General features: G+C 72.7%; 11 protein-coding genes. 1 reads left to right on the forward strand and 10 read right to left on the reverse strand.

Annotation, left to right across the window (positions count from 1 at the left end; translation table 11 throughout):
• Positions 1 to 196: 196 nt before the first annotated feature.
• The 6 genes from M1D46_RS16015 to M1D46_RS16040 all read right to left on the reverse strand — a co-directional run bounded on the left by M1D46_RS16015 (position 197) and on the right by M1D46_RS16040 (position 5,671).
• Positions 197 to 1,150, reverse strand: coding sequence for a 1,4-dihydroxy-2-naphthoate polyprenyltransferase (locus M1D46_RS16015; RefSeq protein ID WP_282980348.1), 954 nt, complete (start codon positions 1,148 to 1,150; stop codon positions 197 to 199).
• 11 nt (positions 1,151 to 1,161) lie between these two features.
• Positions 1,162 to 2,310: an AMP-binding protein gene (locus M1D46_RS16020; RefSeq protein ID WP_456286073.1), complete on the reverse strand. Its 1,149-nt coding sequence runs from the start codon at positions 2,308 to 2,310 to the stop codon at positions 1,162 to 1,164.
• A gap of 13 nt (positions 2,311 to 2,323) precedes the next feature.
• Positions 2,324 to 3,232 carry a 1,4-dihydroxy-2-naphthoyl-CoA synthase gene (locus M1D46_RS16025; RefSeq protein WP_271174570.1) on the reverse strand — a complete coding sequence of 303 codons (909 nt, stop codon included), beginning with the start codon at positions 3,230 to 3,232 and terminating at the stop codon, positions 2,324 to 2,326.
• Positions 3,233 to 3,328: 96 nt separating this feature from the next.
• A complete protein-coding gene (locus M1D46_RS16030; RefSeq protein ID WP_324014021.1) occupies positions 3,329 to 4,129 on the reverse strand; it encodes an LLM class F420-dependent oxidoreductase in 801 nt (266 codons plus the stop codon).
• A 239-nt stretch (positions 4,130 to 4,368) separates the two neighbouring features.
• Complete coding sequence (locus M1D46_RS16035) at positions 4,369 to 5,328, reverse strand: permease prefix domain 1-containing protein (RefSeq protein ID WP_456286074.1); 960 nt, start codon at positions 5,326 to 5,328, stop codon at positions 4,369 to 4,371.
• Position 5,329: 1 nt separating this feature from the next.
• Positions 5,330 to 5,671 carry a PadR family transcriptional regulator gene (locus M1D46_RS16040; protein ID WP_271174566.1) on the reverse strand — a complete coding sequence of 114 codons (342 nt, stop codon included), beginning with the start codon at positions 5,669 to 5,671 and terminating at the stop codon, positions 5,330 to 5,332.
• Between the two features lie 97 nt (positions 5,672 to 5,768).
• On the opposite strand from M1D46_RS16040, the gene M1D46_RS16045 reads away from it, so the two are divergent.
• On the forward strand, positions 5,769 to 6,755 hold the full coding sequence (locus M1D46_RS16045; protein WP_456286075.1) for an o-succinylbenzoate synthase: 987 nt from the start codon (positions 5,769 to 5,771) through the stop codon (positions 6,753 to 6,755).
• Positions 6,756 to 6,950: 195 nt separating this feature from the next.
• Here M1D46_RS16045 and M1D46_RS16050 read toward each other — a convergent pair whose 3' ends face one another.
• From M1D46_RS16050 to M1D46_RS16065, 4 genes are all read right to left on the reverse strand, one after another.
• Positions 6,951 to 8,006: a hypothetical protein gene (locus M1D46_RS16050; protein ID WP_456286076.1), complete on the reverse strand. Its 1,056-nt coding sequence runs from the start codon at positions 8,004 to 8,006 to the stop codon at positions 6,951 to 6,953.
• On the reverse strand, positions 8,003 to 9,883 hold the full coding sequence (locus tag M1D46_RS16055; RefSeq protein ID WP_456286077.1) for an N-acetyltransferase family protein: 1,881 nt from the start codon (positions 9,881 to 9,883) through the stop codon (positions 8,003 to 8,005). The genes M1D46_RS16050 and M1D46_RS16055 overlap by 4 nt, the downstream gene beginning before the upstream one ends.
• A gap of 1 nt (position 9,884) precedes the next feature.
• Complete coding sequence (locus M1D46_RS16060; protein WP_456286078.1) at positions 9,885 to 11,468, reverse strand: phenylacetate--CoA ligase family protein; 1,584 nt, start codon at positions 11,466 to 11,468, stop codon at positions 9,885 to 9,887.
• A gap of 80 nt (positions 11,469 to 11,548) precedes the next feature.
• Positions 11,549 to 12,184, reverse strand: a complete 636-nt coding sequence (locus M1D46_RS16065) for a TetR/AcrR family transcriptional regulator (protein WP_456286079.1) — start codon at positions 12,182 to 12,184, stop codon at positions 11,549 to 11,551.
• Positions 12,185 to 12,292 lie beyond the last annotated feature (108 nt).

Here is a 12,292-nt window from a genome sequence, read left to right on the forward strand (position 1 = left end):
GCCGCAGCGCGTGAGACATGCGGAGTGGGGGTCTCACTCCAGGCGGTGCATGTCTCACTCCCTGCCGGAAAGACCCGGGCTAAGCCGCAGCGAGTGAGACATGCAGAGTGGGGGTCTCACTCCAGGCGGTGCATGTCTCACGCCCTGCGGGAAAGGCCCGGTCTAAGCCGCAGCGAGTGAGACATGCGTGGTGGGCTCAGCCGACGAAGGCCCAGGCGAGGAAGGCGCCGTACGCGAGCGACCCGAGCGACGTGAGGGCGAGGGCGAGAATGAGCTCGCGCGCGGTCTGATACGTCCACACGATGAGGATGGCCGGCCCGACCGCCAGGAGCGCGAGCAGCGCGAGCCACGCGATCGGATAGAAGAACGCGAGGTACACGGCGATCGCGAACGCGAGCGCGACGAGCGCCGTGAAGAGCGCCTGCGTCGCGCGCTTGCCGATGAGCACCGTAAGCGTCCGCTTGCCGGCCGCGCGGTCCTGGTCGATGTCGCGGAGGTTGTTCGCGAGGAGCACCGCGCACGCGAGGAAGCCCGCTGCCACGGCGCCGAACCACGCCTCCTGCGGGAGGGCGAGCGCCTGCACCCACGTCGTCCCGAGCGTCGCGACGAGCCCGAAGAACACGAACACGAACACCTCGCCGAGAGCGTTGTAGCCGTAGGGGCGCTTGCCGCCCGTGTAGAACCAGGCGGCGACGATGCAGACCGCGCCGACCGCGAGCATCCACCACTGCTGCGTGCGGATGACGATGGCGAGCCCGGCCACCGCGGCGATCCCGAAGAAGACGAGGGCGACGACGAGCACCGACTTCGCAGACACGCGCCGCGACGCGGTGAGCCGTGCCGGGCCGACGCGGTGGTCATCCGTGCCGCGGACGCCGTCGGAGTAGTCGTTGGCGAAGTTCACGCCGATCTGCAGCGCGACCGCGACGACGAGGCACGCGAGCGCGATGACCCAGTGGAAGAGGTCGCCGACGAGGACGGCGGCGCCGGTTCCGATGACAACCGGGGTGATCGCGAGCGGCAGCGTGCGCAGTCGCGCCGCGCCGATCCAGTCTCCGAGCGTGACGGGCTTCGGCGGAGGGGCGACGACGCTGCCGCGCTTCGCCGGGTTGCCGCTGACGTTCTTCCTGCGGTTCTTCGCCTGTGCCACGGCTTCCGATCCTACGACGCAGGCTCGCCCTGCCCGCGCACGAGGCTCCGGATGGCCTGGCGGTCGGGCTTGCCGGAGGCGAGCCGCGGCAGCGCGTCGACGAGGACGAGGCGCGAGGGCCTGGCGGGCTTCCCGACGGCCGCGGCGACGGCCGCGCGCACGACGTCGAGGGACGGCGCCTCCCCTGCTCTGCGCGCCGCGACGACGACGGGCGTCTCTCCCCAGCGCTCGTCGGGGGCGCCGACGACGACCGCGTCGGCGAGACCGGGCAGCTCGCGCACGGCGCGCTCGACGCGGTCGAGCGAGACGTTCACGCCGCCGGAGACGATGACGTTGTCGATCCGGCCCGTGACCGACACCGCGCCATCCGCGACCGCTCCCGCGTCGCCCGTCCGGTACCAGCGGATGCCGTCGCCATCCGTCTCGAAGGTGCGCGCCGTGAGCTCGGCGTCGAGGTAGCCGTCGGCGAGCACGGGGCCCGCGATCCGCAGCTCGCCGCCGACCTCGGCGACGCGGACGCCGTCGAGCGGCACGCCGTCGTACACGCAGCCGCCGCTCGTCTCGGTCGAGCCGTAGGTGCGGACGATCCGCGCACCGAGCTCGGCCGCGCGCTCGCGCAGCGCGACCGGCAGCGCCTGCCCGCCGACGAGGATGGCCTCGAACGACGCGAGCGCGCGCTGCACCTCGGCGCTCTCGGCCGCGGCATCGACGAGGGTCTGCAGCTGCGCGGGCACGAGGGATGTGTAGGTCGGCACGCGCTCGCCGCCGCGCGACGATCGCATGCCCGAGACGACATGCGCGAAGGCCTGCGCAGAGAACCGCCCGGACAGCACCGCGGGCTCGGTGCCCTCGACGAGTCCGCGCACGAGCACCTGGACGCCGGCGATGTACGTCGGCGCGAGGGGCAGCAGCCACTGCCCCGCGCCGATCCGCTCGCGCGTCGCGAGGGCGCTCGCGGTGAGCGCGTGCCGCGACAGGACGACGCTCTTGGGCACCCCTGTCGAGCCCGAGGTCGTGAGGACGACCGCGGTGCCCGCCGGGACATCCGCGGGCAGGCCATCCGCCGGCCCCACGGCGATCGCGGGGCCTGCCCCCAGCGCGCTGCGCAGAGCCCGCAGGAGGTCGCGCGGGTCGTCGCCCGCGAAGCGCTCGAGCTTCACCGCGCCATCCGGATCAGAAGTGCCACGGGAACGGCGCCCAGTCGGGATCCCGCTTCTCGAGGAACGCGTCGCGGCCCTCGACCGCCTCGTCGGTGCCGTAGGCGAGACGCGTCGCCTCGCCCGCGAAGAGCTGCTGCCCGACGAGGCCGTCGTCGACCGCGTTGAAGGCGTACTTCAGCATGCGGATGGCCGTGGGTGACTTCCCGAGGATGGTCCGGGCCATCGCGATCGCCTCGCGCTCGAGCTCCGCGTGCGGGACGACGCGGTTGACCGCGCCCATCTCGTACGCCCGCTGCGCCGAGTAGGTCTCGGCGAGGAAGAAGATCTCGCGCGCGAACTTCTGGCCGATCTGCCGCGCGAAGTACGCCGAGCCGTATCCCGCATCGAATGAGCCGACGTCGGCATCCGTCTGCTTGAACTTCGCGTCCTCCGACGCGATCGAGAGATCGCACACGACGTTGAGGGAGTGCCCGCCTCCCGCGGCCCAGCCGGGGACCACGGCGATGACGACCTTCGGCATGAAGCGGATGAGCCGCTGCACCTCGAGGATGTGAAGCCGCCCCGCGCGCGCGGAGTCCGTGACCGAGGTCTCGTCCTCGGAGTACTTGTACCCGTCGCGGCCGCGGATGCGCTGATCCCCGCCCGAGCAGAACGCCCATCCGCCGTCCTTGGGGCTCGGGCCGTTGCCCGTGAGGAGCACGACGCCGATGCGCGGGTCGGTGCGCGCGAGGTCGAGGGCGCGGTAGAGCTCGTCGACGGTCGCCGGGCGGAACGCGTTGCGCACCTCCGGCCGGTCGATCGCGATCCGCGCGATGCGGCCGTCCTTCGACACGTGCGCCGTGATGTCCCGGTAGTCCTCGGAGCCGGGCGCGGCGTCCCACTCGGCGGGGTCGAACAGGTCGGATACGAAGGCGTCGCTCACGTGGTCCAGCCTATTCCGGGGCCCGGGGAGGCGGTTCGCCGCGTTTCGCGGCGAACGGGCTCGGGTTGCCGCGTTTCGCGGCGAACCCGCCCCGTCTCAGCCGTTCTTCGCGTCGCGCCAGGCGAGCCAGCGGCGCACGAGGTCGAAGTCGAGCTCGGGGCCGCTGATCCCGAGCGTGAACAGGCGCACGCCGGCCGCGAAGAGCTCGTCGGCCTTCGCCTCGTCGCGCCCCTTGAGCTCGTTCGAGACGACGAGCTGCGACAGGTCGCGCTCCTCCTTCTCCCCCCAGCTCGCGAGCACGTCGAGCTTGCGCGCGAGCTCCTCGCCCTCCGTGAAGCTGTGCCAGATGTCCGCGTGCCTCGCGACGAGGCGCAGCGTCTTCTGCTCGCCCTTGCCGCCGATGAGCACGGGGATCCGCCGCGTCGGCGCCGGGTTGAGCGCGTCCCAGCGGCGCTCGATCCGCTCCATCCCCGCGGCGAGGTCCTTCAGGCGCGTGCCCGGGGTGCCGAACTCGTAGCCGTACTCGTCGTAGTCGCGCTCGAACCATCCGGCTCCCGTGCCGAAGATGAAGCGCCCGGTCTCGCCGCCCTTCGCGGAGATGTGGTCGACGGTCCGGGCCATGTCGGCCTGGAGATCCGCGTTGCGGTACGAGTTGCAGTTCACGAGGCAGCCGAACTCGACGCGCTCGGTCTGCTCGGCCCACGCCGCGAGCATCGTCCAGGCCTCGAAGTGCGTGCCTTCGGGATCGCCCGAGAGCGGGAAGAAGTGGTCCCAGTTGAAGAGGATGTCGACGCCCATGTCCTCGAGGCGGGAGACCGCGTCGCGGATCGTGGCGTAGGAGGAGTGCTGCGGCGCGATCTGGACGCCGAGTCGGACCGGGGTGTCGAGAAGAGGCATGTGGCCAGCCTATGGGCGCGCGGATGGTGCGGGCTCGGACGGCAGGCCGCTCACGGGAGCTTGGCGCGCGCCTCTCTCCGGACGGACGCCGGGAGGCGCTCCCCCACCCGCTCCAGGAAGGCCCGCGCCGCGTCGGGCGCGGCGACGAGGGCATCGGCAGTCAGCGCCATGCGGGCATGGTACCGGCCGCCCGTGCAATGGAGAGGCGCCCCGCCCGCCGGCGAGGCGCCCCTTCTCGGTCAGCGCGCTGCGCGACGGGCCTTCACGAAGCCGTCGACGATCGACCACCCCGCGACGGCGATGATCACGACCCCGAGGACCGCCTTCGTGACCGGGAGCGCCGCGCCCGGCAGGAAGGTCGCCGTGAACGCGGGGCTCAGCAGACCGTCCTGCACGAGCAGCACGAGGGCCGGCACCGCGAAGGCGAGAGCGGCGACCGCGTTCAGCGCGGCAAGCGCGCTCGTCCACCGCCCCTTCGCGTACACCGCGATAGCGACGAGCGCCGACAGCACGAGGGTCGCGAACAGCCACGCGATCCCCCAGGGCCACAGTCGCTGGTCGAGCACGGGCATCCATCGCTCGGGCGTCCGCGCGAACCCGACCGCGCTGTCCCAGAGGATGGCCCCCGCAAGCGCGCCGAGCAGGACGAGCGACGCGATGAGGTCGCTGCGCCCCGTGCCGTCGCCGCTCGGCTCGGGCAGCTGATCGACGCTCCACCGCACGCCGGTGTCGGTGCCCGTGCGCTCGAGGATCGCGAACACGAGCGTCGTCCAGAACGCGACATGGACCCCCACGGAGAGGCCGAGCGCGATCGACCCGCCGATCACCTCCCCGATGAGGTTCGCGCTCGCGTCCAAGCCGGCCGCGCGCTTCGTGAGCACGAGGGCGATCGCATGGCCGACCATGGCACACGGGATGACGATCCACAGCAGGAGCTTGAGGAGCCGCCACCACACGAGGTAGTAGCGCGGGCCGATGAGCTGCAGGGGCCGGTCGGCGTAGCGCGCCGCCAGCACGTCGGGGTCGCCGAGCTCGGTGAGCACGGCGCGCTCGGCGTCGACGAACGGCTGTCCCGCGTCGACGCGCGCGTCGATCGCGTCGGCGATCGACGCCTGGAGCTCATCGCGGACGTCGCCCTGGGCGGTGGGCGGGAGCGTGCGGATGGCGGCGGCGATGTACCGCTCGGTGTAGCCGGTCATGTCAGTCCTCCGAGGGGTCGGTGAGGGAGGCGATGGAGGCGGTGAGCGCGCGCCACTCGCCGGTGAGGGTCTCGGCGAGGCGGATGCCCGCCGCCGAGGTGCGGTAGAACTTGCGCGGCCGCGCCTCGTCGGTGTTCCACTCGCTCGTGAGGTGTCCCTGCTTCTCGAGGCGACGCAGCAGCGGGTACAGCGTGTTGGCGTCGGTCGCGAAGCCGTGGCGCTCGAGGTCTTCGAGCAGCCCGTACCCGTAGCCCGCGTCCCGCAGGAGCTGCAGGCACGCGAGCACGATCGTGCCGCGCCGGAGCTCCTGCAGGTGCGTCTCGAAGGCCTCGTTCTCGCTCATGCGCTTCACATTACTGTGTGACACACACTATTGCAATAGACACTACTGACCCGGGTCGCACACGCTGCGCCCCCGCGGCGAGGGGCAGGATGGTCCCATGACCGCTCCGCTGCCCCCGCTCGCCGAGATCCTCGCGGGCACGCGCATCGTCTCGCTCCCGCTCGCGACGCGGTTCCGGGGTGTCGACCACCGCGAGGCCGCGCTGTTCGAGGGGCCGGAGGGGTGGGCCGAGTTCTCCCCCTTCCTCGAGTACGACGACGAGGAGGCGAGCACCTGGCTCGCGGCGGCGATCGACTTCGCCTGGAACCCGCAGCCCGCGGCGCATCGATCCTCGATCCCCGTCAACGCGACGGTGCCCGCCGTCGCCGCCGCAGACGTCGCGGCCATCCTCGCCCGCTATGACGGATGCCGCACCGCGAAGGTCAAGGTCGCCGAGCGCGGGCAGACGCTCGACGACGACGTCGCCCGCGTGAGGGCCGTGCGCGAGGCTCTGGGTGTCGAGGCGCGCATCCGCGTCGACGCGAACGGCGGCTGGAACGTCGACGAGGCCGAGCGGGCCCTCCACGCCCTCTCCGAGTTCGACCTCGAGTACGCGGAGCAGCCGTGCGCGAGCGTCGACGAACTCGCCGAGATCCGACGGCGTCTGCATGACTGGGACATCCCGGTCGCGGCCGACGAGAGCGTGCGGAAGGCGGCCGACCCGCTGCGGGTCGCCCGCGCGGGAGCGGCCGACATCCTCGTCGTGAAGGCGCAGCCTCTGGGCGGCACGAGGCGTGCCCTCGACATCGTGCAGGCGGCAGGGCTCCCCGCGGTCGTCTCGAGCGCCCTCGACACGTCGATCGGCCTCGCGCAGGGCGCGGCCCTCGCCGCAGCCCTCCCCGAACTGGCATACGACTGCGGCCTCGGCACGGCCGCACTGCTCGCGGCCGACGTCGTCGATCCGCGCCTCGTCCCCTCAGGCGGCGCGATCCCCGTCACCCGGCCGGAGCCGGATCCCTCCCTGCTCGACACGCACGGGGCACCCGCCGAGCGCGAGCAGTGGTGGCGCGCCCGCATCACCCGCTGCCACGCGCTCCTGACGTAGCGGACCCAACCGCGACCCGAACCACACACCACCCCACCCAGGTCGCAACTCCCGTCCCCACAGACGCCGATACCGACGGAAACCGCGACCCGAACCACACACCACCCCACCCAGGTCGCAACTCCCGTCCCCACAGACGCCGATACCGACGCCAACTGCGACCCGAACCGCGTCGCGGTCGCTCTGCGGACGAGATCAGCCGAGACGCGGCGAGCGCGGCGGCACCGCCATCGGCCGCCCGGCCGATGTGACGAAGAGCGGCACCGCGCGGCGCCCGAGCCCGAGCCGGTACTGCAGCTCGCCCTGGGCGAGTGCAGAGTCGAGCACCTCCGAGTGGGGCGCGAACGCGATGCCGCGCTCGGCGGCGAGAAGCCACACCCGCATGAGCGCGCGGCCAGCCTCGAACACCGTCTCCGCGGGCAGGCCGAGCGGCGAGTTGAGGATCCGCGTGAGCGCGGCGCCGGTGCTAAGGTCGAGCTCGTCCGACTCGACGACGAGCACGAAGTGGTCCGCGTCGGCGGCCTCGCCCGCGGCCTGGACCGGCACCTCGAGCAGCACGCGGCGCACGAGATCGCCGCCGATGCGGGCCACGCGGGCCGCGCCGTCGCGCAGCCGGCGGCGTCGCGTGAACGGCGCGGCGAGTGCCGCGAGGCGCGGCGGCAGGAGGAGCACGCGGTCGCTCAGCCCGTCGAGGTCATAGCGGGGGTGCTGCGGCGACAGCCTCAGCCAGGAGGCGAGCTCCTCCGCGACGCCGGGCCGGGTGAGCGTGTCGGCTGTGCCCAGTGCCGACAGCCGGCGCAGGTCGCCCGCGGCGATGGGCACGAGCCGGATCCACGGCGGCACGACGGCAGACGCGGCCTCGAGGAAGCCGGGCACGCGTCGCACGGCCCCGCGATAGGTGAGCCGCCGATCCAGAGCCGTGCCCTGGACGGGCACCTCGCCGCCGAGCGCGAGGCGGGCGACCGGGTCGCGGCGCTCGGCGCGGACGATCACCGCGGGGTCCGCGAGGGCCGGCAGGATCTGCACGTCGAGGGCGCGCCCGCGCGCACGCGCCGCGGCGACGGCGGCCTCGGTCCACGCTCCGAGCGCGAGCACGGTGTCGCGGCCCGTGGGGTCGCCCACGCGGAGCGTGCGGCCCTCCGCGACGCCCAGCTCGATCGCGTCCGAGCGGATGCGGGCGTCCCACGGCTGCGTGTTGTGCGCGGACGGCGCGCTCGACGCCGCCGCGACGATGTCGCGAAGATCGGTCATGACTCCTCCAGCCGGCGGCGGTAGAAGGCCGTCCCGTGCAGCGGACGGCCGCCGAGCCGCTCGATGGGTCGGGCCGAGGCCGCGTTCTCGCGCCCGATGTACGTCGTCCGCAGGGTGCGGTAGCCGCCCGCGCGGAGCCGCTCGGCGACGGCGCGCCAGAGAAGCCCGGCGATGCCTCGCCCCTGGCGCTCGGGCACGACGCCGTGGATGACGAGCACGGCGTCGCGGCCGCGCCCGCCGCGCAGCAGTCGAAGGGCCTCGCGCGGCCCGACGCGCCCGCCGGATCCTCTCAGCACGTCGACCGGGTCGGGCACGACGAGCACGAAGCCGACCGGCTCGCCCGTCCGCGCGTCCTCGGCGAAGAGCCACAGCCCGGGGTCCATGAGCCCGACGAGCCCGCTCGTCGCGTCGCGCATCTGCGCGCGCGAGATCTCGGTGTAGTACGGCAGCTGCGCGAAGGCGGCGTTGACGAGCGTCCGCAGCCGGGCCACGTCGCGCGCGAACCGCACGCGCGACGCGCGCCGGATCCGGATGCCCGCGGCGGCGAGCTCCTCGGCCGACGGGGCGGATGGCGCGGGAGCGGCATCGAGGTCGGCGATCCAGGTGTCGGATGCGTTCCAGACCGCGAAGCCCGCCTCCTCGTACACGCGCGGGACCCACTCGGGATTCCAGGCCCCGTCGAAGAAGCCGGGCTCGTCGAATCCGCTCGTGATCACCCCGCCGGTCTGGTTCGGCAGGAGCGAGACGGGGCCGATCACCTCGGCGCTGCCGTCGCGCCGCCCGCGATCCGCGATGAGCTCGAGCAGCGCGCGGAGGTCGTCGGGCGTCGCCGCCCACGTCGCCCCGAAGAGCGTCGCGCGCGTGCCGAGCTTCTCGTCGAGCGCGCGGTCGGCGTGGATCGTCGTGCGCCCCACCGTCTCGTCGCCGCGGCGTGCGAGGAGCAGCTCGGTGCGGCCATCCGCCGCCGCCGACCCGTCGAACCACGCGCGCACGACGTCCTCGAGGAGGGGCACCGCGAGGTGCGCGGGGTCGCCGCGGCGCGACACCGCGAGGAACTCCTGCAGCTGCGCCTCGGTCTCGACCCGCTCGAGGCGCAGCCGCTCCCCGTCGTCGCCGCCTGGGCCATCCGCCCGAACGCGCGCGGGCGCCTGCGCGGCCGCCGATGCCTGACGCGCGAGCTCGCCGCGCGAGGAGAAGATCCGGATGAAGCCGCCCGTCGCGTTGACCGTGTCGCGGACGATCCACTGCATGAGGTGGCGATGCTCCGGCATGCGCGCGAAGCGCATCATGTCGTCGCGCGTGCGATAGGTCGCGAGCGTGCCGAGCGTGAACGGCCACTCGGCGAAGACGCCGTGCCACACCGTGCCGGGCATGCGGTGCATCTTCGCGACCATGGGCCACCAGTGCCGGTTCGTGGCGAGCCACGCGAGCGGATGGCGGTAGCGCGTCGCGCCGAGGAACATCGACTCCCCGTCGAAGATCGTCCAGCGACGCGGCTCGGGGCGACGACGCTCCCGTCGCGGACGCCGCACCGGCCCGGCGATCTCGGGCGGCTCCCGGCCGTCGCGCAGCTCGGTGGAGACGGGGTGGAAGCGCTCGTTGTGCGCCATCCCGCCGTCCTCCGCGCGCCACACGCCGTTCGTGTAGCCGCGCGGCTCGGCCACGAGGAGCCGCACGCGCCCGCGGTGCGCGCGGGCGACGGCCTCGGCGGCCGCGATCGACGAGAACAGGACGAGCTCGGCGCGGATCGACCCGTCACGCAGTCGGCGCCGCCACGTCACGCCGTCGCGGCGGCTCGCCGCGCACCGGCCCTCGGCGATCACGAGAGCGGCCGCGCGCCCCTGCACGGGTGCGCGGGAGAAGTCCTCGGTGAACACGTCAGTCCTTCACGAGGTAGACGTTCTTGATCTTGGACTCGCCGCCTGCGAACGGCCCCGTGCCGTGCGCGTGCACCTCGACGCGGATGTCGGCGGTCGTCGGGTCCTCCTCGAGCGACTGCGCGAAGTCGCGCGAGACCGCCTCGAGGTGCGCCACGATCCCGCCCCGCGCGGCCTGAGCGAGCTCGTCGCGCTCCGCCGCGTCGAGGGCCGCTCCCTCGCGCAGCTGCACATGCACGAGCGGGCGCTGCTCGTGCGCGCCGATGTCGACGAGCGCGAGCTTGAACGACTCGATCTGCGGCGCGAACCGGTTGTCCCGGTAGAGCCCGTTCTCGATGTCGATCGGATAGAGGTTCGCGCCCATGTACGAGATCGTGGAGTCCTTCCGCCCGAACAGGAAGAGGAACGGCAGGCGCATGCGCTGCACCGCGAACGCCCGGTGGAACGCGCGCTGCAGCTCGGGGTCGAAGGCGAGCGCGTCGAAGACCTCGGGGAGCGAGATGAGCTTCGCCTCGTCGCCGATGTTGTAGCGGAGCTTCGGGCTCATGACGGCGGTCGAGTTGAGCGTGACGACGAGCTCGCCGGCGCCGTTCACCTCGAGGAAGGTCTCGAGCGGGTTGTACTGGAACACCATCGGGATGCGCGTCTCATCGGGCCCCAGCAGCCGCTCGCGCACCCGCTCGTCGGCGTACATCGACCGCCGCAGCCACACCGCGACATCCGATTCCCCGCCCATCCCGATCGTGAGGTCGCTCGCGCCGTATCCCGAGTACACGCGTCCGAAGCAGACCTCGAGGTAGTCGCGCAGGCCCTCCGTCATGGCCTCGCCCCCGACGAACCCGTTCAGCTGGTAGTCGCGCCACGAGAACCACTCCTCGCGGTCGAGCCGGTCGCGGAGGTGCTTGAGGAACGGCGGGTACGCGCTCACGAGATACACGAAGCGCGGCCCGAAGTGGCGGATGGTGTCGACGATCTTGTCGAGGTCGGGCCCGGTGTTCTTCACCATGGCGATCTTCGACATCGCATGGCCGGTGTTCGTGCCCGTCGCCCAGGCGCCCATCGAGAACGCGTTGATGCAGAACAGCCGCTTCGAGCCGAACAGGAGCGTCACGTACCCCGCGACGTTGCTGTGGATGGTCTTCAGCTCGTGGCGGCCGCGCATCCAGTTGAAGGGCGTGCCCGACGAGCCGGACGACTCGTCGACGACCGTGCCGATCGTCTCGATCTCGCCGTTCCAGCAGCGGTCGTCCTCCGAGTGCGCCGTGACGTAGCCGTGCTTGTCGGTCTCGGGGAAGCTGTCGAGCCGGAACCACCGGAAGCGGAACCCGTGCGCACGGAGGTGGCGCTGATAGGCCGGCACGTCGAGGTTCGCGAGCTGGCACATCATCCACGCGTTGAACCTCGCGAACCGCGCCATCCCGGGCTGGAAGTGCCGCGCCGTCCACCGCCAGACCACCGGATGGACGCGGTACAGCTCGTAGAGGTCGGTGATCGCCTTGGCCGAGAGCCGCAGGAGCGTCTGCCGCAGAGCCGAGCCCGGCCCCTCGAGTCCGGCCGGCCCCGGGCCGCTGTGCCTGCGCGTCACGACGCCTCCCCCTCCGTCCGCTCCCGATGCGGACCCCTGGGCAGAAACCTAGCGCCCGGCGGCCCCCGTCTGAAGCACGGTCAGCACCGCTCGATGAGCAGCTGCACGACGCGGCCGACCTCCACGCTGCGCAGCTCGCGCGCGGCGTCCGCGTCGAGGCCGGCGATGGCCGCACGACCCGACACGTCGCCCCACACGGCGAGGATGATGCGCGCGGCCTCGAGCGAGGTCACACGCAGCTCCAGCCGCTCGTTCTCGACGATCTCCTCGATGAGCTGGACGACCTCGTCGACCATCTCCTGCTCCTGCACCGCGTAGGCGACGGCGAAGTCGCGGTCGCGCATCGCGTGGAGATTGATCTCGTACGTGAGGAGCGTGCTCAGCCGGTCGTCGCCGATCACGTCGAGGACCCGGATGATCGCCGCGACGTCGGAGGCCTCGACGCCGATCGTCGCGGCGACGTCGATCTCGGCGACACGCGCCCGCGCCGCGGCCACCCGGTCGCGGGCGACGACCTTCGCGAGCTCGAGGAACATCTCGTCCTTCGTGGCGAAGTTCGAGTAGAACGCGCCGCGGGTGTAGCCCGCCCGCTCGCAGATGCGCTCGACCGACGCCTCGCCGAGCCCCACCTCCGCGAACACCTCGGCAGCCGCCTCCAGCAGCCGCGCGCGCGTGTTCTCGCGGCTCCGCGTCCCGCTCCGCACCTCTTCTGCCACCTCGGCCTCCTCCCGCGAAGCGCGCCATCGGCGCGTCCCGCGCTGTTCACGATCTCACACCCGGGATTCAGCCCGGAATCCTGCTCGGTCGATTACGATACAGTCCTG

Source organism: Microbacterium sp. JZ70, from assembly GCF_053903225.1.

Excerpts from the sequence above, each read along its gene's own strand:
- M1D46_RS16030 (WP_324014021.1), bottom strand. The coding sequence starts at position 4,129 with ATGCCTCTTCTCGACACCCCGGTCCGACTCGGCGTCCAGATCGCGCCG.
- M1D46_RS16035 (WP_456286074.1), bottom strand. The coding sequence starts at position 5,328 with ATGACCGGCTACACCGAGCGGTACATCGCCGCCGCCATCCGCACGCTC.
- M1D46_RS16040 (WP_271174566.1), bottom strand. The coding sequence starts at position 5,671 with ATGAGCGAGAACGAGGCCTTCGAGACGCACCTGCAGGAGCTCCGGCGC.
- M1D46_RS16045 (WP_456286075.1), top strand. The coding sequence starts at position 5,769 with ATGACCGCTCCGCTGCCCCCGCTCGCCGAGATCCTCGCGGGCACGCGC.
- M1D46_RS16050 (WP_456286076.1), bottom strand. The coding sequence starts at position 8,006 with ATGACCGATCTTCGCGACATCGTCGCGGCGGCGTCGAGCGCGCCGTCC.